Source organism: Streptomyces sp. PTL18, assembly GCF_059510295.1.
This window is the reverse complement of the sequence record NZ_JCAJZO010000020.1, coordinates 117,485-141,058: the sequence shown is the minus strand read 5'-3', so window position 1 is coordinate 141,058 and position 23,574 is coordinate 117,485. Positions and strand designations below refer to the sequence as shown.

Here is a 23,574-nt window from a genome sequence, read left to right as displayed (position 1 = left end):
CTTTACCGGAAGGCTGCCGACGCAGGCAAGGTCTTCGCGCTAGTCGTTCTCGCACTGATGCGCGGAGAAGCTGGGGACCGGGCCGGCGCCGAGGCCCTCGCCCTACGAGCCGCCCAAGCGGGTCGCCCTGACGCTCTGGTCGACATCGCGCTGATGCGGGAGAGCGACGGGGATCGGGCCGGCGCCGAAGCCCTCGTCCTGCAAGCCGCTGAGGCAGGCGACACGAACGGCTTGGTCGAGCTGGCGCGAGTGAGGGAAGAGGTCGGGGACGAGGATGGCGCCGAAGCCCTCTACCGAAGGGCCGCCGACGCAGGCGACACCCGCGCTCTCACCGATCTAGCGTGGATGCGGGCAAAAGCCGGGAATCAGGCTGAGGCAGAGGCTCTCGTCCGACAAGCCGCAGATGAAGGCAGTCCCCGCGCTCAGTTCGACCTGGCGCTAATGCGGGAGGAAGCCGGACAAAGAGGAGAGGCCGAAGCTTTCGCCCTGCGAGCCGCCGAAGCAGGCAATGTCGACGCACTGATCGACTTGGCATCGATGCGAGAGGAGGACGGGGACCGGGCCGGCGCCGAAGCCCTCGCCCTACGAGCCGCCGACGTGGGCCACCTCGAAACGCTGGTCGAGCTGGCGCTAATGCGAGCGAAGGCCGGTGAACAAGCATGCGCCGAGGCCCTCGCCCTACGAGCCGCCGGCGCGGGCGACGCAAGCGCTCTGTTCCTCCTAGCACGGATGCGGGATGAAACCGGGGATCGGGATGGCGCCGAGGCTCTCGCCCTACAAGCCGCCGACATCGGCGGCGACTGGCTACGCAAGCAGCAGGACCTGGGGCGTTGGTGGCCGTACGGACTGGATCCAGACGGTACCCCCACAAAGCCCTGGTAGAGAGCCAGGCCACCTCACCCGCCTCCGCCCGCAAGGCTTTCGGCTGAGTGCGGCATGGCCTCCCGAACTGTTCGGCCGGCGAGGTGGCGTGCGTGAGCAGGCACGGTGGTCGATGTGCAGGGCGTCGTGGGTGAGGAGTCGGCGTAGGCGTGCATAGTCGATCGTGCTGCCCCGGGCGTCGGGGGCGTGCTGCCCCGGGCGTCGGGGGCGTGCTGCCCCGGGCGTCGGGGGCGTGAGCGAGCTGGGCCAGCGCGGACGCGAGAGCGGTGAGGTCGTAGGCTGAGCGAGCCGGTCGGTCATTCTGCGGTGCGGCGGGGCGTTGGGGCCGAAGCTCTCCGGCCTGGCTGGCGGGGACCGTCGGCGGCGACGCCCAGTACGTTTCTGCCGAATGGGGGAACACATCTGGGTGCCGGCCTCAAGCGCATAGCCCCGTGCCAGCCAGTCGTGACAATCGCGGTCATGACATCCATGACGGAGACCTTCCACGAGGCCCTGCGATATGCGCTGGCCGGTCGGGACACGGTGAGCATCCGCAGGACCCTGATTGAGATGTTGGGACGAGACCCCTCGAAGACGGAGGTCTCAGCAGCCCACAAGGTGGCTCGAAGGATCGCCGAGGACGGGGACGCGGTCCTCATCTCCCTGCTTCCTGACCAGGCCGGCGCCGACGCGTATGTGCCCACTGGCCGCGGGGGTAGGAGCCGGGCCTCGAACTACCTGACGGTGAACGAGGAGATCATCAAGGACTTGCCCTGCCGCGTCGAGCTCGCCACAGAGAAGTGGGGCGCGGTTGTTGATGAAGGCATGCGGCTGACCCAGCAGAGGATTGAAAGCGACCCGTTGCTCTCGGCGTTCCTGCCTGGCTGGAAGGCGGAACCGCGCGGCGAGAAGAGGGCCCGCCTCGCGGCAGAAGCCAGCTGACCCGCTGTCCAGCGAACCTGTGCCAGAGTCAACGCATTGAAGCCGGGCCTCCCGATGGGAGGCCCGGCTTCAATGCGTGTTCTGTCCTGGCGAGCCCGCGCGTCGCGGCTGGCGGCTACCGGCACGCCGTACGCCTCGGTGTCAGGCGCCAGGGCCGTCGTCTTGCTCGGTCACCACCACGTTGCTCACGCGCCGGCGGGTCCGCCGGATCAGAAGGTGTACGGAGTGAAGGAGCGGACCGGCTCCATTGTGAGGCCGAGCAGTCGGTCGAACTCGGTGCGTTCGTCCTCGTTCATGAGCTCGACGGCATTGCCGAGGTTCTTCTCGGTGAGCTGCTCCATAAACGGGGCCAGGAAGCGCTGCAGAGCCTTCGGTGCTTCGTCCATCGTGCGCTGGTACTCCCGGTAGCGCTTGAACTGTTCCTGTATCTCTTCGAACTCGACGCGGGTGGCGCTGAGGACGAGGGCCCGTTCCTCCTTGCTGAACGGGCGCCCGTCGCGGTGGTTCCACGTGTTGGTTTCACGCTTGAGCTTGATGTCCGCGTCGCAAAGCAGGACGACGATCTCGGGTCGGGCTTGGGTCTGGGGCATACGGGTGCTCCTCAAAGGAGTGGGGTGGGTGGAGGCATCAATGGTCCGGAGAAACGTGCTTTTGGCCAACCGCCGATCGTCGGCTATGTTCCGCCCGTTTCGGCTGGTCAGCGCCGACGGCCGGAGTCGTTCACTGCACTCGGGGGCGACTGCCTGGTGGGCGCAGAGAGCCCTTCGCGCCGACTGCCTCGGGCGGGTGTGTCGCGCGGGCGCTCGGGCAGGGCGGGCAGGTGGGCGCTGCGCCGCAGCCGCCAGACGAGGACATCGCTGATAGAGGTCGCGGTATCGAGCTCGCGCCGTCCAGCGGCTTCGGTCAGCAGAGCTGCCGGGTCATGTCCGGTTCTGCGGGCGTCGTCGAGGGTGGCGGCCAGGGCGGACCAGCCGGCCTCGGCCTGGACCCGTGCTGCCAGATCGGGCAGCACCTCGCACAGAAGGTCGGCTTGCCGCTGGCGAATACGCGGGGCCAGGCGTTGGCCTCGCTGGCAGAGGATGCCCATGGCCTCAGCTGCGGCGGCCTGGTAGGCGGTGCGCAGGTGTTTGGCCGCCTGCTGGGCTGCTGCGGCCTGCTGGCCGTGGTGCTTCCTCGCGTGCCAGTTCGCCGCGGCGATGGCGAAGAAGAACGCCATGTCGATGAGCATGGCGGTGGTGGCGCCATCTTCCCCTCGGCCCAGGGCGGGCCCGCTGCGGACGAGATCGCGAGCGGCCTGGCGCAGGGCACGGTCGCGCCCGCGTACAGCCTTCACGTGGGAGCGGCTTGCCCGCTCGAACACGAAGGCCGCCTCGCGCAGCTCAGCGCGGGTATGGGCGGCGGAGGTCTTGGCCAGCGCGTCCAGGACCTCACCCGCCGCAGCGATCTGGGCCGCTGCCGCTCCGTCGTCGCCGTGGTCGATGATCTGTAGCGCCTGCCAGGTAGCGGCGGCGGCCCGGCGCCGCGCGAACGCGGGACCTGTCACGTCCGGCAGGGCGGGCTGCTCCGGCCGCGAGCCGTCCGCCGAAGCGGCCTCCGCAGGAAGCGTCCAGCGTTCGCGGATGCGGGGCAGGGACAGATCGGGTGCGAGCGTCGAGCCCGCGTAGAACACCGGCTCCTTCTCACCGTTGCGGTCATCGGGCAGCGCGACCTTGTAACCGAGCAGATCGCCGGAGGGCGCGACGCGCTTGCGGATCAGCAGACCGGCGGCGGTCAGCCGGTCGAAGAACTCCTCCTCGCTCGTCGCGCCGGCGACCGCGCGCCGTACTGTGTCCCGCAGCTCCTCGCGCGCCGGGTGCTCCCGCCCCGCGCGTTCGGCCTTGTGCCGTTCTGCGCTGGTGGTCCGCTTGGCGGCGGTGCCGTCCCCGGGCGCGACCTGGTGCAGGCCGAGTTCCTTTTCGATCAGCCGGCATTCGTTCTGGGCGCGTTTGCCGGAGCGGTGGTGGTTGGGGCGGCGTCCGTCCTCGCGGATGAGGGTGGCGATGATGTGGATGTGGTCGTCGGCGTGCCCGACGGCGGCCCAGCGGCAGCCGGCCCCGTCGCCAGGGTCGATACCGGTGGCGGTCACCATGCGGCGGGCGATGTCGCCCCACTGCTCGTCGGACAGGATCGGGTCGTCGGGCGCGGCGCGCACCGAGCAGTGCCAGACGTGCTTGTCGGGACGCTGGTCAACGTCGAGCAGTGACAGGGGCTGGTCGAGGAGATGCTGGAGGTCCCTCTTCGTGACCGAGGGGTCGCGGCCGGGGTCGGGGGCCATGCCGTCGAAGGAGGCGACCAGGTGCGGGTCGATGTGCTCCTCGTGGGTGCCCTTGCCGTACAGGTAGTGCAGGAGCCCGAGGGTGTTGCTGCCCTGCTGGTGGATGCGGGGTATCAAGCCGACTGGTCCTCCTGCCCGTTGGCGACCCTGTCGGCTGCCCGTTGGACGGCCTGTGCGGCGCGCTGCAGATCGGCGAGGGCGGCGGCGAAGTGGGGTGCGTCGATGCCGGAGTTGAGTGCCTTGACCGCCTGGTTGACGTTGCTACCCGCCCAGCCGAGCTGACGGCGCACACCGAACAGGGCAGTCAGGATGTCCCGCTCGGTGGCGATGGCCGCTGCGGTGCGGGACTGGTCGCGGGCAGCGGCCAGGGCGGAGTGGGCCAGGAACCCGGCCACGCTCATGCCGACGTGGTCGGCGCCGGACTGGATGATGGCGAGTTCTAGGTCGTTGAGGCGGACGCTGTGAGCGGGGCGCTGCTTCTTGTCACGCGGACGCGACCTCCCCTTCCTTGCCCTGCCCTTGCGGTCGGCTTTGCCTGGCTGCGGTCCGCCCTCGGCCGCAGCCTTCCCGTCCGGTGCCCCCTGGTGCCGGACGGGCCCCGCCACCCCCGGGGAGGGTTCGGGTTCGGGCGCTCCCCCTGCGGGGGAGTGTCCGAACCTCCAACTTGCTGCGCGGTTGTCTGGGGGGATGGGCGTCTCCTGCCGGTTGGTGTGTTCATGGTGTCGGTCGTGCACGTGTGGTTCTCCGGGGCTGTGGTCGGTAGGGGAGCTGAGCCGCCGAGGCGTCGAGCGATGGCAGATGAGGCCAGTGGCCGGAGCAATTCGACGGTCGTGGGAGCTGCGGTAGGCGCCGTCAGGGGCATGGCTGTGGTTGCGGGGAGAGCAAGGGGGACCGGTCCCCAAAGCGTTGCGGTGCACGGTCCCCGGACGCTTGGGGACGGGGACGCGACGCTCATCGGGGACGGTCCCCCTGACACGTCGTCACGGGGACCGTCCCCGTTCCACTGCACGGTCCCGGTCCCCGAGGGGACCGAAGCGGCTGCTGGGGGGACGGTCCCCGTTGCTGGGGACGCTCTGGGGACCGGCATGAAAGGCCCTCTGAGCTGCGGTTTCAGAGGGGACCGGTCCCCGGCGGCTGTCGAAACACGGTCCCGGGCGCGGTCCCCAAAGTGCTCGTCGGGACCGTGCACGACCGGTTCGGGACCGACAGCCGCAGTCCCACGCAGCTGCCGCGAGGCGCGAAGCCGGGCCGCGTCACGCAGCTCGGTGTCGGTCCATCCGGGTAGCGGCGAGGTCGACGCGCGACGGGTGGGGGATCGCACGTACGGCATTGCCTCGGACAGCTCCGTCAGGGCTCGCCCTCCGTTGACGGCACGGGGAGCCCACGGGGGCGTGGCACCAGTCGCACCGGACTCCGAGCGCATCGGGGATGCCATTGGCGACGGCGGCCTCGCGCGCGGCGCGGGTCGGACGATAGCGGGCCAGCTCTGCGCGTACGGATGGCGGGATGCACGACCCGATCTCGAGCAGGCGGTCCTCGACGTCGCGAGGCTGGCCACCGCTGGTGATCTGCCGGTGTGTCGAAGGCGCGGCCTTGCCGGCGGCGACCGTGTTCCGGGCACGGAGCAGCTCGGCACGCCAGGCGACCGGATCGTCCGGGTCGGCAGCTGGAGTGGGGTCGGTGTGCCGGTCGAGGCGGTCGCGTCGGTGGGCGCGCCATTTGCGGGTGACGTCCACGGGCAGGATCGGGTACGGCGAGTCGAGGACGTGGGTGCGTATCGCCTCGCGGACGTCCCAGCCGTGGTTGGTGGCGAAGGGCACGTCGTCGAGCAGCTCCTGCCATTGGGCGATCTGGTCACGGGCTTCGCCCGTGCCGGTGCGGATGGTGCGGGGGTCGAGGCGGCCGATGTAGGCGAGGACAGCGGCGACTTCGCGTCGGTCCAAAGGCGCGTTACTCCGTTCCGGTCGGTTCGTCGAGGGCGGCGAGCAGGGCGGCCATGTGTTGCTCGGAGCGCGTCGAGCCGGTGGCTGCGGTGGGATTGCCGCCGGGCAGGGCGTAGAGGTTGGGGCGGCCAGGGGTGGGCGTGTGTTCCCGGGCGATCCACGCGCGCCAGTCGGTGGCCCACGCGGCGGCTGTGCGGGGCGCCCACGAGGCCCGGTGGGTGCGCCACTTCTCGTCGGCGGCGTGCAGGGCGTGCTCGCCGAGTCGGTCTAGGTGGCCGTGGTGCTGCAGCCAGGCACGGGAGGCGTCGTCGATCTGCCACTCGGTGGCGGAGATGAGCGGGGCAGAGCTGCTGCTGCTCTTACCGTTCACCTTCGGTTCTCTTCTGTTCTGGGGGTCGGAATCTGCACCCCCGGCGGGTCGAAATCCGTACCCCCTGGGGGCCAGATTCCGTTCCCCAGGGCCGGATTCCGGTCCTCCCTCGAAGCCCTCGGCCGGGTCAGATTCGGGCCCCCCGAGGGTCGGAATCTGATCCCCCTGGGGGACCGGATTCCGGTCCGCCTCCGCGGCCTGTTCGGCGAGGAACCGGGCGGCGACCGGGAGTCGGTAGTACGTCTCCCCTCGTGGCCCTTTGCGGTCGGCGAGCTGCACCAGCTCGCCGCTTGCGATCAGCTTCGTCAACGCGTCGCGCACGGCGGTGCGGGAGGCGTTGGCGCGTTTCATGAGGGTGGGCACGGACGCGTACGCGATGCAGTGCCGGTCGCGGCACCGGTCGGCGATCAGGGCGAGGATCATGCGGGCGGTGCCTTTGCTGTGGCTGTGGTCCCACACCCATTCGCGGGCGTCGTAGCTCATCGGGCGGCGGCTCCTAGGTCGGGACGTGGAGGTGCGGTCGGCCCATGTCGGGCGATGCACGGGGAGGGCTGGCGGCGTCGTATAGCCAAGACAGCCACATCAATGCCACACAAGTCCAGCATTCCGCCGGGAAATCAGACAGCTGACGGCGAACGTGTGCTGTGGGGCAACTTCAAAACCATAAACCCGGATCACCGGTTGCCGAAATAATGCACCGTCAGATGAAGCCAGAAGCATCACATCGGGAACCCGTTGACTCCCGCCGCGCTCGCAAGCTACAACACAACACCCCACGTCAGGGCATGCATCGGGCTGGCGAAGGCAGCCCCAGCCCGATACCCGGTACTGATCCCAGAGGCCAATCCCGGCCCGATCGCCGGGCGCAACATAGCCGACGATCCCCGGTTAACCAAACCGGCGAATGGAAACTACAAATGGAGCCATGGCAGCACGATCCCTGGAAATCGGTCCGGCCGGAATACGGACCGCCCGCACCATCGAAATCCTCCGCACCGAACGCGGCCTCGCCCAGCGCGAGCTCGCCGCCCGCGTCACGGCTCTCGGCCGGCCGATGACCAACACGATGCTGTCGCGCATCGAGCGAGCCCAGCGCCGCTGCGACATCGACGACCTCGTCGCCCTCTCCCAGGCCCTCCGGGTCTCGCCCCTGGCCCTCCTCCAAGGGATCCGCGCCGCGTAACCCCAAGCGCCGCCAGCACGACCGGGCTGCCGCCCCGAACCACCCCGAGTACTCAAGTGAAGGACCCCTCGCCCTTGCGCCGACCCGCAATACCCCCTGCCCTTCCTCGCTCACATCGCACCGCTCGTGCCGCACAGGAGGCGACCGCGAATGGCTGACCGCCTCCTGACAGTGGCCGAGGCCGGCGAAATGCTCGGCACGGGCGAGCGTTTCGTCCGCCGCCTGATCGCCGAACGCCGTATCCGCTACGTCAAGCTCGGCCGCCCGGTCCGCATCCCCGAGAGCGCGGTCGCCGAGTACGTCGATGCGCGCACCGTCGAGCCGGTCCGCCGCACCCGTGCCCGCTACGGGAAGGCGGCCTGATGGCAGGACGCAAGCCGCAGCGGCGGCGCGAGTTCGGCACAGTGCGCAAGCTCGCGTCCGGCCGGTGGCAGGCCCGCTACATCGGCCCCGACGGCCAGCGGTACACCGCACCGGAGACGTTCGAGACCAGGTCCGACGCCCAGGACTGGCTCAACCTCGTCCGCGCCGACATAGAGCGCAACGTATGGCGCGACCCGGACGCCGGCGCGGTCAACTTCGAGAAGTACGCACTTCGTTGGATGGAGGAGCGCGGCCTGGCCCTCACCACCGTCGACCGCTACGACGGTCTGCTGCGCCTGCACATCCTGCCGACCTTCGGCGGCAAGGACCTGGACGAGATCACTCCGCCCTCCGTCCGCACGTGGCGCGCCGAGCGCCTGAAGGCGACCGGCGCCACCACGGTCGCCAAGTCGTACCGCCTGCTGAAGGCCATCCTACAGACGGCGGTTGACGACGACCTCATTCGCAGCAATCCGTGCCGTATCAAGGGCGCGGGCAAGGAGGAGGCCGACGAACGCCCCACCGCCACCATCGAGCAGGTCTTTGACCTCGCCGACGCCATGGGTCCGCGCTGGCGCCTGATGGTCCTCCTCGGCGCGTTCGCGTCGCTCCGCCCCGAGGAGCTGGCCGAGCTGCGCCGTCGCAGTGTCGATCTCGACGAATGCTCCGTGCGCATCACGCAGGCTTCCCCGGAGCTGACCAACGGCAGGCGGGTCACCGGCGACCCCAAGACGCGGGCAGGCAAGCGCACCGTGTACCTGCCCGACTTCCTGCTCCCCGAGCTACGCCGCCACCTGCAGTGGTTCGCCGAGAAGGAGCCGGACGGCCTCCTCTTCGTCGGCGAGAAGGGCGCCCCCTTCCGCCGCTCGACCTTCGGCCGCAAGTGGCGCAAGGCGAGGAACAAGGTCGGGATGTCGGACAACTTTCGCTTCTACGACCTCCGGCACACCGGTAACACCCTGGCCGCCGACACCGGCGCCAAGCTGAAGGACCTCATGGTCCGCGCCGGCCAGTCCTCGGAGCGGGCCCAGCTGATCTACCAGCACTCGACGGCGAAGCATCAGCGCAAGCTGGCTCGGGGGATCGATGAAGAGGTGCGCGCTCAGCGCCGCGAGGCTGCGGCAGCTCAGGAGGGCGCCCGCGAGGCATAGGCCCTCTCGTAGCCTGGCCAGTCACCCGGTCCGGCGTCGCGTCGGCGGGGCCGGGCCGGGACGATCTGCGATGTTATCGAGGCACTTCCGACTCTGCAGCAGCTGACCAGCCCTTCTTCTTGATTTCCGACCTCATTTGAGGGAGGATTTCCGGAAGGTGATTGGGTGTGTCGGGAGGCTGAGCATGGCTGTCGTGCACGCGGAGATTCCTCGGGTCCGTGATCGGCTCGCCGAGCTGGGGCTGTCCGTCGAGGCGGTTGAGGACGCTCTGCGCCGAGCCGAATCGGAGCGCAACTTCTGCACCCCGCTGGATCCGGTCTCGCTGCCCGGCAACATCTTCTGGGGCCGCACGATCCGTTTCCTTCGGGAGACCTACATCCCGGAAGGGTGGACCAGCGCCAGCCCCAGCAACGTCCCGCTCCTCGTCGCGCCCTCCGGAGACTTCGCGATCACAGCCTCCAGCGGAAGCGCGGAGACCGGGTACGCAGCGTTGACCCCCTCCACGCGCTACGCGAAAGGCAACGCGGTGATGAAGCGGGTGGAGGCCAATCGGCAGCTGCTGCTGTTCGGCGAGACCGAAGCCGTGCCCGAGCAGCAGGATGTCGGTGACGGCATCCCCACCTGGTTCCTGCTCTACCACCACTCGAAGACCGACCAGGGGACGCGACTTCACGCCGAACTCTCGTTCCCGAATGAACCCGGTGCACTGGGCAGTCGTGGCAAGATCAGCAGCTGGTACGAGCGGATCATCCTCCCCTGGATCGACTTCGAGGGCTTCACTCCGTTCGCCGACGACGCCGACGACCAGGACGGCATCGACATCCCGATCGAACGTCTGCCCTGACCATTCAGCTCCTACCACTTCACTTGGCTCCTCCCATGACCACCGCATCCCGGCTCGTCCTGGCGCGCAAGCGTCGCGGGCTGACCGTCACCCGACTCGCCCAGATGGCCGGCCTGACGCCGCGCAGGTTGTCCGACTTCGAGAACGGGCGGGCTACCCCCAGCCCGCCCTCGCTGGAAGCGATCGCGACGGCCCTCGGGTTCCCCTGTTCCTTCTTCAGCGCCGAGGAGATCGCCGAGCTGACAGTGGACTCGGTGAGCTTCCGTGCCCTGAGCAAGATGACCGCCTCCCAGCGGGACATCGCTCTCAGCTCGGGGCGGCTGGCACGCGTCCTCCAGGACTGGATCGGCGCTCGCTTCCGACTGCCCGCTCCCGACATCCCGTCGCTGACATCCTTCAGCCGTCTCGGTTCGGACGAGGATCAGATTCCTCACCCCGGAGAGGCGGCGGGCGCGGATGTCCCGGCGGAAGAAGCCGCCGCGCTGGTACGGGCTCGCTGGGGCCTTGGGAACGTCCCGATCCCGAACGTCGTGCATCTGTTGGAGGCGCACGGGGTTCGCATCTTCTCGCTCTCCCGCGACTGCCCCGAGGTCGACGCGTTCTCCTTCTGGGACCGAGGGATGCCGTTCATGCTGCTGAGCACCGAGAAGACCGCGGAGCGCGGGCGCTTCGACGCCGCGCACGAACTCGGGCACCTTGTACTGCACGGTGAAGAGCAGATGCCACACGGTCCGCAGGCTGAGGCCGAAGCTCATCGGTTCGCAGCCGCGTTCCTCATGCCGCGAGCGGATGTCCTCGCCCACGCCCCGCGCGGCGCGAGCACCAGCTGGATTCTTCAGGCCAAGCGTCGTTGGAAGGTCGCCGCCATGGCTCTGGCTCATCGGCTGCACGAGCTGGGCCTGACCACCGAATGGCAGTACCGCACCCACTGTGTGGAACTTGGCCGTCTCGGCTACCGGAAGTCGGAGCCCCGCAGTGGCGTGGTGCGCGAGACCTCCCAGGTCCTGGGCAAGGTGTTCGCGGCCTTGCGCGTTGAGGGAACGCGGCTTACGGACGTGGCCCGCGAGCTGCATCTCCGGCCCGCTGACCTCAACGACCTCATCTTCGGGCTGGTCGTCACCGCGCAGGAGGGTGAGGGACGGCGGTATAGCGGCGAGGACAACCGGCCGCAGTTGTCCGTCGTTCGTTGAACCGACGCGGGACCGAGGCAGCGCAGCTCTGGCAGTTGCACCCGGAGGCGGCCGTGGCTTCGGGGGCCATGGTTGCGGGGTCGGTGACCTGTTCGTCCGCCGTGCAGCAGGCGGCGAGGCCGCAGCGCACGTCCGCTGCCCGCCGGGCAGGGCACCGACGCCATACGACCCACCCGCGACGAGATCGAGAACCGTGTCTGGGGCCTGCTCGCTGACCTCGGCGTGGAGCCGCGTGCACCCGGGAGTGCCTCGGGCCGCTGGCGCGGCGTCGTCCTCGTCGAGCGCTGCAGCGCGGCCGTTGAGTAGCGCCCGGTGCATGAGGCGTGAACTGCCGTTTTGCGTATGCGATTTCGCATGCACCGCTCGATGTAGTGGTGCAGGTCACATAAAATGCGTCTCACCATTTGGGACAGATGGAAGGTTGAGGTGCCCGAAGCGGCACTGGATGCCCTCGAAGTGGCCGCTTCACCTCGACTTAGGGCACGCGGAGGGCACGCCGCCCCCAAATTGGACTAGACAACAACAAGCCCCAGGCTGCTGACCTGGGGTTTCTCTCTGGAGCGGGTGACGAGAATCGAACTCGCGCTCTCAGCTTGGGAAGCTGATGTTCTACCATTAAACTACACCCGCGTAACTACCGGCCGTTGATCCGGTCCCGGAACGCTTGCTCACTGTACCTCATCCCTGGCCCCGGGTGCTCGCGCCGTGGGGTCCTGTGTTGTTGCCGGATGCGGATGTGGCTGCGGGGGACCGGAGTTGGGGCGTACGGTGGTGGGGGAGCGGAGGGCTTGGGTGCGGTCGGAGTGCCGCCTGGAGAGCCGTCCCTTTCATCCCGTAATGTGGCTTTCGTCGTCCGTCACGGCAGTGAGACGAAGGCTCTTGGGGAAGGGACTCAGAGGACTTGATGGAGCGCACCGTCGTCCGTTGTGCCGAGGGGCACGTGTTCAGTACCGCTTCGTTCCCGATGCAGCAGGCCGAGCGGCTCGGCCCCGGTCGACTCGTCCGGTGTCCCCGCTGCGCCCGGCTCCGCAGCGCGGTGCCGGTGACTTTGCAGAAGCAGTAGCGGCAGGGGCGCGGGGGCCTCGGCGGCCAGCGGTTCGGCGCGTGGAGTCGTCGCGATTGTGGCGGCTCCGCGCGCCTTGCGTATTCTCGGGGCGTGCTTCTCTCAGACAAGGACATCCGGACCGAGATCGACAAGGGGCGGGTCCGGATCGACCCGTTCGATCCGACCATGGTGCAGCCCTCGAGCATCGACGTGCGGCTCGACCGCTACTTCCGGGTGTTCGAGAACCACAGGTACCCCCACATCGACCCCTCCGTCGAGCAGATCGACCTCACACGGCTGGTCGAGCCCGACGGCGACGAGCCGTTCATCCTGCATCCCGGGGAGTTCGTGCTGGCCTCGACGTACGAGGTCATCACCCTGCCCGATGATCTCGCTTCGCGGCTGGAGGGCAAGAGCTCCCTCGGGCGGCTCGGGCTCGTCACCCACTCCACCGCCGGGTTCATCGACCCCGGCTTCTCCGGGCACGTCACGCTCGAGCTGTCCAACCTCGCCACGCTTCCGATCAAGCTCTGGCCGGGCATGAAGATCGGGCAGCTGTGCATGTTCCGGCTCAGCTCGCCGGCCGAGTTCCCCTACGGCAGCGAGCGGTACGGCTCGCGCTACCAGGGGCAGCGCGGTCCCACGCCTTCCCGTTCCTTCCTGAACTTCCACCGGACGCAGGTGTGAGCGGGGCATGACGAGCGAGGCACGGGAGAACCTGACCTACGAGGACTTCGGACGCGCCGTCCGGGAACTCGCCCAGACCATCGCCGACGACGGCTACGAGCCCGACATCGTGCTCAGCATCGCACGCGGCGGAGTCTTCGTGGCCGGTGGGCTCGCGTACGCCCTGGACTGCAAGAACATCCATCTCGTCAACGTCGAGTTCTACACCGGTGTGGGCACCACGCTCGACATGCCCGTCATGCTCGCCCCCGTTCCCAACGCGATCGACTTCACCGACAAGAAGGTGCTGATCGCCGATGACGTGGCCGACACCGGCAAGACGCTGAAGCTGGTGCACGACTTCTGCGTGGAGACGGTCGCGGAGGTCCGCTCGGCAGTGATCTACGAGAAGTCCCAGTCGCTGGTGAGGTGCGAGTACGTGTGGAAGCGGACCGATGCCTGGATCAACTTCCCGTGGAGCGTCGACGGACCTGTGGTGAGGCGGGACGGGCAGGTGCTGGACGCCTGAGGCTCCCCACGGGCACACCATGGGCACGAAGGCCCCGGCGCGCGCTCTTGGGTTCTAGTGGTCGTCGCAACACCCCTAGAACGTGCCCAGCTTGACGATCGACAGGATGGCGATCAGCTGGATCGCCGAGGCGCCCAGGGCCTTCGGCCACGGCAGGTCGTGGGACTTGGAGACCATCTGGGTCAGCAGCGCGCCCGCCGCGACCCAGGTGGCCCAGCCCAGGAGCTGGACGAAGGAGGCGTTGCCGCCGAAGAACATCGCGACGACCAGGCGCGGTGCGTCCGTGATCGACATGATCAGCATGGACAGGCCCACCGTGGGCTGCCAGGCGCCGTCGCCGCCGAGCTGACGGGCCAGGGTGTGGGTGACCACGCCCAGGACGAACGAGCTCAGGACCATGGCGACCGCGGTCGTCAGGACGATCGGGATCGCGTTGGAGAGGGTGGCGTTGATCGCGTCCTGACGGGCGCCGTCGAAGCCGAAGACCGCGAGCAGGCCGTAGAGGAACGTCACGCTCAGGGCCGGGCCCCACATCGTGTAGTCCCGCATCTGGAGGAACGTCCGGGTCGGGGACAGCACGATGCCCCGCAGCAGTTCCTGCCAGTGCAGCCGCGGGCCGACCGGCGGCGCCGAGGCCTGGCCGGCCCGGTAGGTGTGACCCTCGGTGTACGGGTCCTCGCCCACCGCGAACGCCCGGGTGTGCCCCGGGTTGTCGGCTGCGTACGGGTCGGCCGTGCCGGCGCGGCCCCGGCCGTCGTCGCCGAAGTACTCCGGCTCCTCCCGGTGCTGCGGCGCCTGCCACTGCGGTCGGCCGCCGTACGGCCCCGCCCCGCCGTACTGCTGCTGCGGCGCTGCAGCGGGGTGGCCGTACGACGGGGCCTGCGGCGCCTGCTGTCCGTACGGGGGGTGTTGCGGTCGCGTTTGCGGGGCACGGTCGTTCCGGCCGCCGCGTCCGATCCTGAATCCAGCCACGCCTTCGAACGTACCCGGAGTCGGGGGGTGTCGGGCCGCCACCGGGGGACGGGGGAGGGTTTGGGGCCGAGCTGTGACATCCCCTAAGGGGGCCTCAGGTGCGGAGTCGGGGAGCCGCCGGTGTCCCCTCGGGGTTTCGACGTACAGGGTGACCCGGTGGCGGTGGCTTCTCTCGATCCGGAATTCTGTTCGATCCGATCGGCGCAGCTCACGCTCAAGCACGGCGGTACGTCGTCGACCCGCCGCTGAGCCCGGCATGCCGATTAATGAGATTTATTGATCCGTTCAGTGATTTGGGTGTTCCGCAGCGGTAACGGGTGTTTATCGACGATATCTATACGTGTGAGAGCCGTCTTGTGCTGTCGGTTCCAGTCAAGTGCGTGTCGGGAGCGTGGAAGATATGGCGACGTCATGGTCCGAGCTCCGTTGATGGACGAGCTCGTGCCACGGATGCGGATCCTGCGACGGCAGACCGGGTCCCTCCTCCGCGCCCGGTACATCCTGTCGGCCGTCGTCTTCCTGGTCATTGCCGGGGCCGGCTGGATCGTGGTCACCGGTCTGCTCGCCCGGACCGAGCTGCTGGCCGCGCAGCGGTCGCTGGAGACGTTGCGGCACTCGGTGACCGGTACGGCGGGGAGAGCCGCTGCGGGGGCCGGGGCAACGGACGCGGAGGAGGCGATGAGCTCCGCGGCGAGACATGCCGCCCAGGCGCATCGCCTCACCACGGGGCCCGCCTGGTATCTCTTCGCGCAGGCACCGGTCCTCGGCGGGCCCGCGAGCACCGTCCGCGGCGCGGCGGACGTCGCCGACCGGTTGACTCATGACGTCCTGCCGCCGCTCGTACGCGTCGCCTCCGAACACGCCGGTGACGAACGGAAGCGCGGTCTGGAATCCCTGCTGTCCGCATTCCGGGGTCAGGCCCCTGCTCTGGAACGGGCGGCTCGGGCCGCTGCCGCATCCCGCGCGGACGTCGGCGAACTGCCCCGCGCGACCTGGCTGCCTGCCGTCGACCACGTACGCACGCGGCTTGCCGAGGTGCTCGACCGGACCGTCCCGGTCATGGCTGATGCGGCGATGGCCGCCCGTGTGCTGCCGCCGATGATGGGCGAGCAGAGCCCCCGACGGTATTTCGTGGTCGTCCAGAACACCGCGGAAGCCCGCGGCACCGGCGGCATGCCCGGGGCCTTCGCCGTGGTCGTCGCCGACCGGGGACGACTGCGCTTCGAGACGTTCGGCAACGACGACAGGGTGTCGGGCGGCAACCCCAGGGTCGATCTGGGAGCGGAATTCGCCGCTCGTTACGCCTCGGCCGAGCCCACTCGGTACTGGGCCAACTCGAACATGAGCCCGCACTTCCCCTATGCCGCCCGTATCTGGTCGGCTACCTGGCGTCAGCGAAGCGGCGAGAGGGTGGACGGAGTCGTCGCCCTGGACCCCACCACGCTGGGCCGCCTTCTCCGGGCGACGGGCCCCGTACGCCTCCCCGACGGCACACCGCTCACTGCCGACAACGTGCTGGACCTCACGGAGCGTACGGGCTACGCCCGGTACTCGGACGACGCGCGGCGCAAGGCGTTCCTCCTCGAGGTGGCGCGCACGGCAGCCACCACGTTGGCGGACGCCCTCGGCGACCCACGACGGCTCCCCGGGCTGGTCAAGGCTGCGTACGGTGACGCCGCGGTCGGCCGGCTGAAGGTGTGGAGCGCACGGGAGAACGAGCAACGCATCCTGTCGACCCGTCCGTTGAGCGGTACGTTCCCGGAGACCACCGCACCCTTCGCCGGCCTCGTCGTCAACAACGCCGCGGGCGGGAAGCTCGACTACTACCTGGAGCGCGAGCTGAGCTGGCTCCCGGGCCGCTGCACGCCCCAGGGCCGGCTCGTCACCGTGCGGATCGATCTCACCAACCGGGCTCCGGCTTCGGGGCTTCCCGCCTACGTCACCCAGCGCGGCGACAGACCCCGGCACCCCACCCACCCCGGGGACAACCGGTTGCTGGTGTCGTACTACGCCAGCGCCGGCGCACGATTCACCCGGGCGACGCTCGACGGGCAGGGCGTCACGGTGGGCGTCGGCAAGGAACGCGGTCACCCCGTTTACACCCTCGACCTGGAGCTGCCGGCGCGGCGCACCCGTACCTGGACGCTCCAGTTGGTGGAGCCGGTCAGCGACCGGTCCCCCGTGCTGTGGCGCCAACCGCTGGTCACACCGCTGCGGGTGCATGTGCGGCCCTCCCCGGTATGCGACGGCAGCGAACGGCGGTCCGTGGCGCAGCGATGACGTGGCCCGCGGCGGAGCGGGTCGGGCGCTTCGCTCGCAGCCCGTCCGGCCCGGACGTCGGCGCACCGGCACCTGGCTCGACACCCAGCGCACCACTGTGGCGGACCGCGCCCCGCCCCGCTCCGCCGTGGACCCGATGGCGGCCGGGTGAGTGCGAGGCATCCGTTGCCGGTCGTACGCGCGCCGCAAGCCGCACGGTGTCCGGCCCCGCGACGGTCAGGGGCGGGCTCCGGCCGCCAACGTCGCGTAGACGTCGTCGAACCACGCCGCGGTGGCCGCCATGTCCACCGACGAGGTGTCGGCGAGAGCCCGGGCGGCGAGTTCGGCGTGAACTTCGGGGCGCATGACGCGCAGGATGGCGTCGGCCAGCCGCTCCGGTGACCGGGGCGGCACCAGGATTCCGTTCTCGCCGTCGCGGACCAGGTCGGTGACTCCGCCCACGGCCGTGGAAACCACCGGCACCCCTGAGGCGATCGCCTCCATGACGACCACGGGCAGTCCCTCGTGGTTCGAGGAAAGGACCAGGGCGTCCACCGCGGCCACGAGCCGGTTGGCCCCCGGCACCCGCCCCACATAGCGCATCCGGTCCCCCAGCCCTCGCCGGTCGATCTCAGCCAGCACCTGCTCACGCAGGGGGCCGTCACCGGCCAGGACGAACACGGCGTCAGGCTGTTCGCGGAGCACCCGGACAGCGGCCTCGATCAACAGCGGATGGTTCTTCAGCCGGCGGAAGTTGGCCACACACGCCAGTACGAAGGCATCGTCGGGGATCCCGAACTCCGCACGCACCTCCGTCGCACGCCGAGCCCAGGAGCGCTGAGCCGCAACGTCCACTCCGTGGACACGGGTGCGGACCCGGCGTGCTCCCTTGACGCTGCGAGCGGTGGCCACCTGCGGGGAGACCGCCACCGTCAGATCATCGAGCCACCGGGTCCACCGGTCGACCAGCATGGTCAGGGGGCGAGAGCACTCGTGATGCACGGTGGAGACCAGTGCGGGGCGGCGGCGCATCAGGCGCACGGCGGGGCGCAGCAGCGACGCGGGCAGGGGGGAGTGGACGTTGACCACGTCGGGCCGCAGTCCTCGCACCACACGGACGAGCCTGGCGTAGCGGAGCAGACGCGGTGACGATCGCAGATCGACGACCTTCACTCCGCAGGTCCGGAGCACCTCGACCAATTCGTCGGTCGCGGCCTGTACGAAGACCACGGTGTAGTCACGGTCGGTCCGGGGTGCCCGACGCAGGCGTTCCACCAGAAGAACCTCGGCACCGCCCACGTCGAGGGTCTTGATCACTTCGCAGATACGCGCCATGGTCACCGAGCCGCCCTCCGCTGCCGACGAGGCCTTGCGCCATCACGGGTCTGCACCATAGAGGCTGAGCGGCGCCCCGAGGGCCCGGCCCTGCCAGGGCTCGGCGTGTTGTGCGGGAGGCGTCACCCGAACACCGGAAGGGCGACGCCGCCCGCTCCCGGTGTCATTGCGGTGCAGCAGGAACGCCGGCGGTCGGGGACAGCGCCGTGTCCTTGCGCGCTTCCCTCGAGTGCGGCACGGCACCGCGGGCGGCGTCCTTCGACGGCGTCCCCACCGCGACGGCGCCACCTTCGGATGCGGCCGTGGTGGCGGGGATCTTGAGCAGCAGCGCCACCGCGCCGACGCCGACCGCACCGGCGGCGGCGAGCGCGGTGCCGGCGGGGAGCAACCCGTGGGTCACCAGCATTCCCGACAGGCAGCCGGCCACGGCGAGTAGTGCAAGGTACCGAACGACCTGGGGGACCGTGAGGCCAAGGCGTCTCAACCGATGGGCGATATGGTCCGTTCCGCCCTGCAGCAGCGGCCTGGACTCCCGGTAGCGGGACAGCATCACCAGCGCGGTGTCCAGGGTCGGCACCACCGTGGCGAGCAGGAGGCCCGCCGGTCCGGACAGGCCCTCGACGTCGTCGTGGAGCACCACCATGGCGGAAGCCAGCGTGAAGCCGAGGAAGAGCGAACCCGCGTCGCCGAGGAAGATCCGTGCCGGATGCCTGTTGTGGAACAGGAAGCCCAGGCAGGCACACGCGAGCGCGGCCACCAGCACGCCCACGCCATCAGGACCGCCGGCCGGAGCGGTCAGGCAGAGGAAGCCGCCGATGACCACGCACAGCGACGAGGCGGCGCCGTCCATGTTGTCCAGGAAGTTGAACGCATTCGTGACGAAGACGATCCACACGATGGAGAGCACGGCGTCGACCGTGTTGCCGAAGAGGTCCGGATGCCCCCCTACCGACACCACCACCGCGGCCGACACGATCTCGACGCACAGCCGCACCATCGGGCCGAGCGGGCGCAGGTCATCGATGAGCCCGAGAACGCACATGACCGCCGCGCCGCCGAGCAGCGCACCGACAACCGGGTCGAAGACTCCTCCGGCGAGCGCGGCCACCGCGCCCGCGGCGAAGGTGGCGACGGCGACGGCGACCCCGCCGAGATAGGGGGTCGGCCGGGTGTGCGCCTTGCGCGCGCTGGGGCGGTCGGTGATCCCGTGGCGCACGGCGAAGCGTCTGAGCGGCTCGGTCAGCAGGAGGCCGAGCAGCAGGGCCGCGCCGCCCGCACCCGCCGTCGAGAGGGGCGTGTTCATACCGGTCACCGTCCCGACAGAGCGGTTTCGGCAACGGACTCGCCACTGACCGGGTGACGTTGCTCCGGGGTGCCCGGTACATGGGCCGGCAGGCTGTCGCGCAACTCTGCACGGGCGTCCGCGATCGCGTCCGCGAGAATGTCGCCGAGATCGTGCCGGGGTTGCCAGCCCGTCAGGGCACGGAGCTTGGAGGTGTCGGGGACCCTCCGTTCCATGTCCTCGAAGCCCGGTCCGTACGCCTCCGCGTACGACAGGTGCTCCACTGGCGAAACGCTGCCGGCCTGCGCGATGATCCGGTCGGCGAGCGCGCGGATGCTGATCTCCTCGTCGGCGCCGATGTTGAAGATCTGTCCCACCGAGTCCGGGTTTCGCAGCAGCAGGAGCAGCGCCGCGACCGCGTCGGTGACGTGCAGGAAGCAGCGTCTCTGTGTACCGTCCGCGTGGATCGTGAGCGGCTCTCCGCGAACCGCCTGTCGGGCGAAGCGGGGGATGACCATTCCGTACGCGGGGCTCTGGCGGGGCCCCACGGTGTTGAAGAACCGGACGACGGTCGACCGCAGCCCCCGCTCCTGGTGGTACAGACAGGCCAGGATCTCGTCAACGGCCTTGGCCGTGCTGTAGGACCACCGGGCCACGGACGGGCTGCCCAGGATACGGTCGGAGGTCTCGTCGAGCGGTCCGGAGGAGTTCTTTCCGTAGATTTCCGAGGTGCTGGCGATCAGAATCCTGCGGTCGTATCGCTGCGCGTACTCGATGACGACCTCGGTGCCTTTTGTGTTGGTGACGAACGACCTCAACGGCTGGTCGACGATGAGTTTGACCCCTACGGCGGCAGCCAAATGGATGACCGTGTCACATTCCTCCACGAGTTCGTCCACCAGTGGCGCGTCGAGAACGGATCCGTGGATGAAGCGGAAACGCGTGTCCGTTCGGGCCCGAGCGAGGTTCTCCTCTCGTCCGGTCGTGAGGTTGTCGAGGACCACCACGCTGCGACCATCGGCCAGCAACGCGTCCACGAGATGGGAGCCGATGAAGCCGGCTCCGCCGGTCACCAGGTACTTCGAACTTCGATCCATGTGCGGCGTCACTCCGGGTCGGTGGTGGGGTCTCGGTTCCGCAGAGCTCGATCGCATTGCCGAGCCAACGTTCACCTATGCGATGAATACCGGAAATTGAAACCACGTCAGGCCCTCTGAGCCCCCCGGCGCGTCTGCCGGTTACGGAATCAGGGTGATGCCGGTCGGACATCATCTCTCCTGCGCCGGACGGAACGGATGCGCATGCGTCAATAGGGACTGGCATATGCCGACTTCCCTCGGAAAACGGAGTGATGGCGTTGCGTCAGAACAGCGAGGCGGACGGTGGCAGGCTTGTCGTCGTAGGTCTGGGATACGTAGGTCTTCCCCTGGCGGTGCGGGCCGTCGAAGTCGGCTATTCAGTCGTCGGCGTGGACACCGACGAGTTGAGGGTGAAACGTCTTGGTGCCTGCGACTCCTACATCGAGGGCATCGACGACGCGCGCCTCATGGCCGCTGCCGACAGTGGACGTTTCCACGCCACCACCGACTACGACGGGATCGATGGACTCGACATCTGCGTCATCACGGTGCCGACCCCGCTGCGGGAGGGTGCCCCCGACCTGAGTTTCGTCGAGTGCGCCGGTCGGAGTATCGCCCCCCACCTCACGCCCGGTGCCACCGTCGTGCTGGAGTCCACCACGTACCCCGGGTCGACCGAGAGCCTGCTGCGCCCCCTGCTGGAGGAGGGCAGCGGGCTGAGGGCGGGCGCCGACTTCCACCTCGGCTACAGCCCGGAGCGCATCGACCCCGGAAACCCGGACTGGTTCCTGGAGAACACACCGAAGGTGATCTCCGGAATCAACTCGGCCTCGCTGCGCAGCGTCGAGCGCTTCTACGGCGACATCGTGGAGCGCACGGTGCCCGTGAGCTCCTGCCGGACCGCCGAGCTGACCAAGCTGCTGGAGAACACCTACCGGCACGTCAATATCGCCTTGGTCAACGAAATGGCCATGATCTCACGGCAGTTGGGCGCCGACATCTGGGAGGCCGTCGAGGCCGCCGCTACCAAGCCGTTCGGCTTCATGCCGTTCCGTCCCGGCCCCGGCGTGGGCGGCCACTGCCTTCCGGTGGACCCGTCCTATCTGTCGTGGCAGGTGAAGAGGCTGCTGAAGCAGGACCTCCGCTTCATCTCGCTGGCGAACGACATCAACGACCACATGCCCGCCCATGTCGTCTGGCGGATCGCCCGTGGGCTGAACGAACGGGGCAGGTCGGTCAAGGGCTCCCGCGTCCTGCAACTCGGCCTGGCCTACAAGAGGAACACCGGCGACATCCGCGAGTCGCCGGCGCTGGTCCTCGCCCGGTCGTTGCTCTCCCTCGGCGCCCGGTTGGTCGTCGCCGAGCCGCACACCGACGCGTACCTCGTTCCCCCGGACATCACCCGGGTCGAGCTCACCGAGGCGGAGATCCGCGCTGCCGACGTGGTGGTCGTGGCCACCGACCACGATGCCTTCGACTATGCGCTCGTCCAGGAGGCCGGAGCGTACGTGTTCGACACGCGCAACCGATGCCGGGGTGAGCGTGTCGAGGTCCTGTGACCACGTGCGCCTCCCGCCCGGGCCGGGGATCCGGTCGGCCGGCTCTCCGAGAAGGTGCAGCGACGCATGAGGGCCACACCGTCGACGGCCCGCCCGCCGGATCCCTCGGACGCCGGAGCGCGACCGGCGAGGCACGGCCGGAGCGCGCGGAGGTCGGGGACCGGGCGCTGGGGACCGTACCGATCCTGGAAACGGCATCTGCGGACGTTCTCCTCGCTCACCGCCGCCAGTCAGATCGAGGCGGCACTGTCGTTCGGCACCACGGTGACCCTGGTCCGGCTGGCCGGCAGCGCGAAGGCGGGAGAGGTGCTGCTGGTCCAGTCCATGGCCTCGATCTGGTTCCTGCTGTGGGATCCGCGCCTGGAGGACGCGCAGCAGCGGTACGTCCCCATGGAGCAGCGCCGCGGCGTCGGTCACGGAACGCGGTTGTATCGTCGGCTCGTCGCTCTCGACGTGCTGGCCGGGCTGCTGACCACGGTCGTGGGAGTGGGGGCGGCGCTGGGCGCCGCAGCTCTCGGATGGGTCCCCGGGGAACGGCTCTGGCTGCTCGTGCCAGCCGTGCTGGCAGCCGGAGCGGCCACACCTTCGGGCAGCGCTTCCGCCGGTTTCGCGATCGCCGAACGGCTCTCGCTGCTCGGAGCGCTCCGCGTGGCGCTCGCGGCCGTCGGATGCCTGGTGACGATGACGGCACTGCTCACGTCCGGCACGGCCGGGTACCTGGTGGCCACCCTGATCAGCGGCCTGGTGTCCACGGTCGTGCTGACGGCGGTCGCCTGTCGGCAGGTGCGCCGCACATGCGGCCCACCTGCCGCCGGTCCCGTCACGACGCCGCCGGGCCTGGTGCCCTTCCTGGTGAAGAGTTCGGCAGCCGGGTCCGTGTCCCTGGCCTCGGACAGCGGCGTCTCCCTGCTGGCCGGACTGCTCGGCGGGCCCACCCTGGTGACGTACCTGAAGGTCGTCAACGCCCCGGGCCGCCTCTTCGGGAGCTTCCTGAATCCCGTCGCGTCACAGCTCTATCCGCGTCTGGCACGGGCCGGAGCCCAGGGGCGCCGTGAGGCGGTGCTGCGGGACGCCGTGCGCTGCAGCACGCTCGCCGGAGGAATCGGGCTGGTCGCGGTGGCCGTCGGCGTCTGTCTCCTGCACCCGCTGATCGGCCTCGTGTACGGCCCCGAGTACACCACCGTGTCCGCCGCCGCCGTGGTGGTCCTCGCAGCGGCCGCACTGCGCGGCGCGGTCGTCTGGTCCAAGGTTCTCCCCCCGGCTCTGGGATCCCCGGGGATCAGGCTCGTCTTCCTCACCGCCGAGGGCATCGGTCAGCTCGCCATGCTGGCCGGCGTCACGCAGGTCTGTGCGACCACGTCCTGCAGGACGCTGGTCTGGGCGTGGGGGCTGCTCGGTCTGGTGGCTCTGAGCACGGCGGCCTGGTTCGCCGTGCTGTGGAACCTCACCGGGCCGATGTCGGGACCGAGTGCCGCGACCGGGCCCGGAACGGTGTCGTACGGTGCCGTCCCCGGCCCGGCCGGGGCAGCGGGGAAGACCACCGCCGGCACCTTCCGGAACACCCTGCGGAACAGGCGATGAGGCCGTCGCCGGACGGCCTCATCGCCTGTTCCGCAGGCCGGTCGCCGTCCGGCCGACGGCTTCACGGTGCGGGACGCCCCGTGGCACCGCTGCCGGCCGCGCCGCA

Annotated in this window: 21 protein-coding genes and 1 tRNA gene; 12 read left to right on the top strand and 10 right to left on the bottom strand. The window is 69.6% G+C overall.

What is annotated here, in order from left to right; genetic code table 11:
- Both AC5WS8_RS29675 and AC5WS8_RS29670 read left to right on the top strand, forming a co-directional pair.
- Positions 1-882 (top strand): tetratricopeptide repeat protein (locus AC5WS8_RS29675; RefSeq protein WP_496106577.1); only part of this gene is annotated, 882 nt, incomplete at its 5' end.
- A 459-nt stretch (positions 883-1,341) separates the two neighbouring features.
- Positions 1,342-1,803, top strand: a complete 462-nt coding sequence (locus AC5WS8_RS29670; RefSeq protein WP_496106576.1) for a hypothetical protein — start codon at positions 1,342-1,344, stop codon at positions 1,801-1,803.
- A 209-nt stretch (positions 1,804-2,012) separates the two neighbouring features.
- On the opposite strand, the gene AC5WS8_RS29665 is transcribed toward AC5WS8_RS29670, so the two are convergent.
- The 5 genes from AC5WS8_RS29665 to AC5WS8_RS29645 all read right to left on the bottom strand — a co-directional run bounded on the left by AC5WS8_RS29665 (position 2,013) and on the right by AC5WS8_RS29645 (position 6,913).
- The gene (locus tag AC5WS8_RS29665; protein ID WP_496106575.1) at positions 2,013-2,393 is read right to left on the bottom strand and encodes a hypothetical protein; all 381 of its coding nucleotides are present in this window, start codon (positions 2,391-2,393) and stop codon (positions 2,013-2,015) included.
- A 107-nt stretch (positions 2,394-2,500) separates the two neighbouring features.
- On the bottom strand, positions 2,501-4,234 hold the full coding sequence (locus AC5WS8_RS29660) for a relaxase/mobilization nuclease domain-containing protein (protein WP_496106574.1): 1,734 nt from the start codon (positions 4,232-4,234) through the stop codon (positions 2,501-2,503).
- On the bottom strand, positions 4,231-4,722 hold the full coding sequence (locus tag AC5WS8_RS29655; protein ID WP_496106573.1) for a mobilization protein: 492 nt from the start codon (positions 4,720-4,722) through the stop codon (positions 4,231-4,233). The genes AC5WS8_RS29660 and AC5WS8_RS29655 overlap by 4 nt, the downstream gene beginning before the upstream one ends.
- 648 nt (positions 4,723-5,370) lie before the next feature.
- Positions 5,371-6,060 (bottom strand): zinc finger domain-containing protein, encoded by a 690-nt coding sequence (locus tag AC5WS8_RS29650; RefSeq protein ID WP_496106572.1) that lies wholly within the window; start codon positions 6,058-6,060, stop codon positions 5,371-5,373.
- Positions 6,061-6,067: 7 nt separating this feature from the next.
- The gene (locus AC5WS8_RS29645) at positions 6,068-6,913 is read right to left on the bottom strand and encodes a helix-turn-helix domain-containing protein (protein ID WP_496106571.1); all 846 of its coding nucleotides are present in this window, start codon (positions 6,911-6,913) and stop codon (positions 6,068-6,070) included.
- A 442-nt stretch (positions 6,914-7,355) separates the two neighbouring features.
- Between AC5WS8_RS29645 and AC5WS8_RS29640 the strand changes: the two genes are divergently transcribed.
- The 5 genes from AC5WS8_RS29640 (at position 7,356) to AC5WS8_RS29620 (ending at position 11,161) form a co-directional block, all read left to right on the top strand.
- The gene (locus AC5WS8_RS29640) at positions 7,356-7,613 is read left to right on the top strand and encodes a helix-turn-helix domain-containing protein (RefSeq protein ID WP_496106570.1); all 258 of its coding nucleotides are present in this window, start codon (positions 7,356-7,358) and stop codon (positions 7,611-7,613) included.
- 150 nt (positions 7,614-7,763) lie between these two features.
- A complete protein-coding gene (locus tag AC5WS8_RS29635) occupies positions 7,764-7,976 on the top strand; it encodes a helix-turn-helix domain-containing protein (protein ID WP_242709562.1) in 213 nt (70 codons plus the stop codon).
- Complete coding sequence (locus tag AC5WS8_RS29630) at positions 7,976-9,127, top strand: tyrosine-type recombinase/integrase (protein ID WP_496106569.1); 1,152 nt, start codon at positions 7,976-7,978, stop codon at positions 9,125-9,127. Before AC5WS8_RS29635 ends, AC5WS8_RS29630 begins: the two co-directional genes overlap by 1 nt.
- 184 nt (positions 9,128-9,311) lie before the next feature.
- Positions 9,312-9,971, top strand: coding sequence for a hypothetical protein (locus tag AC5WS8_RS29625; RefSeq protein ID WP_496106568.1), 660 nt, complete (start codon positions 9,312-9,314; stop codon positions 9,969-9,971).
- 35 nt (positions 9,972-10,006) lie between these two features.
- A complete protein-coding gene (locus tag AC5WS8_RS29620; protein WP_496106567.1) occupies positions 10,007-11,161 on the top strand; it encodes a helix-turn-helix domain-containing protein in 1,155 nt (384 codons plus the stop codon).
- Between the two features lie 556 nt (positions 11,162-11,717).
- On the opposite strand, the gene AC5WS8_RS29615 is transcribed toward AC5WS8_RS29620, so the two are convergent.
- Positions 11,718-11,791 (bottom strand) — tRNA-Gly (locus AC5WS8_RS29615).
- Positions 11,792-12,317: 526 nt separating this feature from the next.
- Between AC5WS8_RS29615 and dcd the strand changes: the two genes are divergently transcribed.
- Both dcd and AC5WS8_RS29605 read left to right on the top strand, forming a co-directional pair.
- On the top strand, positions 12,318-12,893 hold the full coding sequence (gene dcd / locus AC5WS8_RS29610; protein ID WP_496106566.1) for a dCTP deaminase: 576 nt from the start codon (positions 12,318-12,320) through the stop codon (positions 12,891-12,893).
- Between the two features lie 7 nt (positions 12,894-12,900).
- Complete coding sequence (locus AC5WS8_RS29605; protein ID WP_496106565.1) at positions 12,901-13,401, top strand: phosphoribosyltransferase; 501 nt, start codon at positions 12,901-12,903, stop codon at positions 13,399-13,401.
- A 75-nt stretch (positions 13,402-13,476) separates the two neighbouring features.
- On the opposite strand, the gene AC5WS8_RS29600 is transcribed toward AC5WS8_RS29605, so the two are convergent.
- The gene (locus AC5WS8_RS29600; protein ID WP_496106564.1) at positions 13,477-14,373 is read right to left on the bottom strand and encodes a Yip1 family protein; all 897 of its coding nucleotides are present in this window, start codon (positions 14,371-14,373) and stop codon (positions 13,477-13,479) included.
- Between the two features lie 411 nt (positions 14,374-14,784).
- Between AC5WS8_RS29600 and AC5WS8_RS29595 the strand changes: the two genes are divergently transcribed.
- A complete protein-coding gene (locus AC5WS8_RS29595; protein ID WP_496106563.1) occupies positions 14,785-16,653 on the top strand; it encodes a DUF4012 domain-containing protein in 1,869 nt (622 codons plus the stop codon).
- A 216-nt stretch (positions 16,654-16,869) separates the two neighbouring features.
- On the opposite strand, the gene AC5WS8_RS29590 is transcribed toward AC5WS8_RS29595, so the two are convergent.
- The 3 genes from AC5WS8_RS29590 to AC5WS8_RS29580 form a co-directional block, all read right to left on the bottom strand.
- A complete protein-coding gene (locus tag AC5WS8_RS29590) occupies positions 16,870-17,967 on the bottom strand; it encodes a glycosyltransferase (RefSeq protein ID WP_496106582.1) in 1,098 nt (365 codons plus the stop codon).
- A 163-nt stretch (positions 17,968-18,130) separates the two neighbouring features.
- Positions 18,131-19,270: an MraY family glycosyltransferase gene (locus tag AC5WS8_RS29585; protein WP_496106562.1), complete on the bottom strand. Its 1,140-nt coding sequence runs from the start codon at positions 19,268-19,270 to the stop codon at positions 18,131-18,133.
- 5 nt (positions 19,271-19,275) lie between these two features.
- Positions 19,276-20,346, bottom strand: a complete 1,071-nt coding sequence (locus AC5WS8_RS29580) for an NAD-dependent epimerase/dehydratase family protein (protein WP_496106561.1) — start codon at positions 20,344-20,346, stop codon at positions 19,276-19,278.
- Between the two features lie 254 nt (positions 20,347-20,600).
- Here AC5WS8_RS29580 and AC5WS8_RS29575 point away from each other — a divergent pair, with 254 nt between their 5' ends.
- Entirely contained in the window at positions 20,601-21,887 is a 1,287-nt protein-coding gene (locus AC5WS8_RS29575) for a nucleotide sugar dehydrogenase (RefSeq protein ID WP_496106560.1), read from the top strand.
- A 66-nt stretch (positions 21,888-21,953) separates the two neighbouring features.
- Entirely contained in the window at positions 21,954-23,468 is a 1,515-nt protein-coding gene (locus tag AC5WS8_RS29570) for a lipopolysaccharide biosynthesis protein (protein ID WP_496106559.1), read from the top strand.
- Positions 23,469-23,574 lie beyond the last annotated feature (106 nt).

Bases quoted from the DNA above. Each gene is read 5' to 3' on its own strand.
- AC5WS8_RS29670 (WP_496106576.1), top strand. From the start codon at position 1,342: ATGACATCCATGACGGAGACCTTCCACGAGGCCCTGCGATATGCGCTG.
- AC5WS8_RS29665 (WP_496106575.1), bottom strand. From the start codon at position 2,393: ATGCCCCAGACCCAAGCCCGACCCGAGATCGTCGTCCTGCTTTGCGAC.
- AC5WS8_RS29645 (WP_496106571.1), bottom strand. From the start codon at position 6,913: ATGAGCTACGACGCCCGCGAATGGGTGTGGGACCACAGCCACAGCAAA.
- AC5WS8_RS29640 (WP_496106570.1), top strand. From the start codon at position 7,356: ATGGCAGCACGATCCCTGGAAATCGGTCCGGCCGGAATACGGACCGCC.
- AC5WS8_RS29635 (WP_242709562.1), top strand. From the start codon at position 7,764: ATGGCTGACCGCCTCCTGACAGTGGCCGAGGCCGGCGAAATGCTCGGC.
- AC5WS8_RS29630 (WP_496106569.1), top strand. From the start codon at position 7,976: ATGGCAGGACGCAAGCCGCAGCGGCGGCGCGAGTTCGGCACAGTGCGC.
- AC5WS8_RS29625 (WP_496106568.1), top strand. From the start codon at position 9,312: ATGGCTGTCGTGCACGCGGAGATTCCTCGGGTCCGTGATCGGCTCGCC.
- AC5WS8_RS29620 (WP_496106567.1), top strand. From the start codon at position 10,007: ATGACCACCGCATCCCGGCTCGTCCTGGCGCGCAAGCGTCGCGGGCTG.
- AC5WS8_RS29605 (WP_496106565.1), top strand. From the start codon at position 12,901: ATGACGAGCGAGGCACGGGAGAACCTGACCTACGAGGACTTCGGACGC.
- AC5WS8_RS29595 (WP_496106563.1), top strand. From the start codon at position 14,785: ATGGTCCGAGCTCCGTTGATGGACGAGCTCGTGCCACGGATGCGGATC.
- AC5WS8_RS29590 (WP_496106582.1), bottom strand. From the start codon at position 17,967: ATGGCGCGTATCTGCGAAGTGATCAAGACCCTCGACGTGGGCGGTGCC.
- AC5WS8_RS29585 (WP_496106562.1), bottom strand. From the start codon at position 19,270: ATGAACACGCCCCTCTCGACGGCGGGTGCGGGCGGCGCGGCCCTGCTG.
- AC5WS8_RS29580 (WP_496106561.1), bottom strand. From the start codon at position 20,346: ATGGATCGAAGTTCGAAGTACCTGGTGACCGGCGGAGCCGGCTTCATC.
- AC5WS8_RS29575 (WP_496106560.1), top strand. From the start codon at position 20,601: ATGGCGTTGCGTCAGAACAGCGAGGCGGACGGTGGCAGGCTTGTCGTC.
- AC5WS8_RS29570 (WP_496106559.1), top strand. From the start codon at position 21,954: ATGAGGGCCACACCGTCGACGGCCCGCCCGCCGGATCCCTCGGACGCC.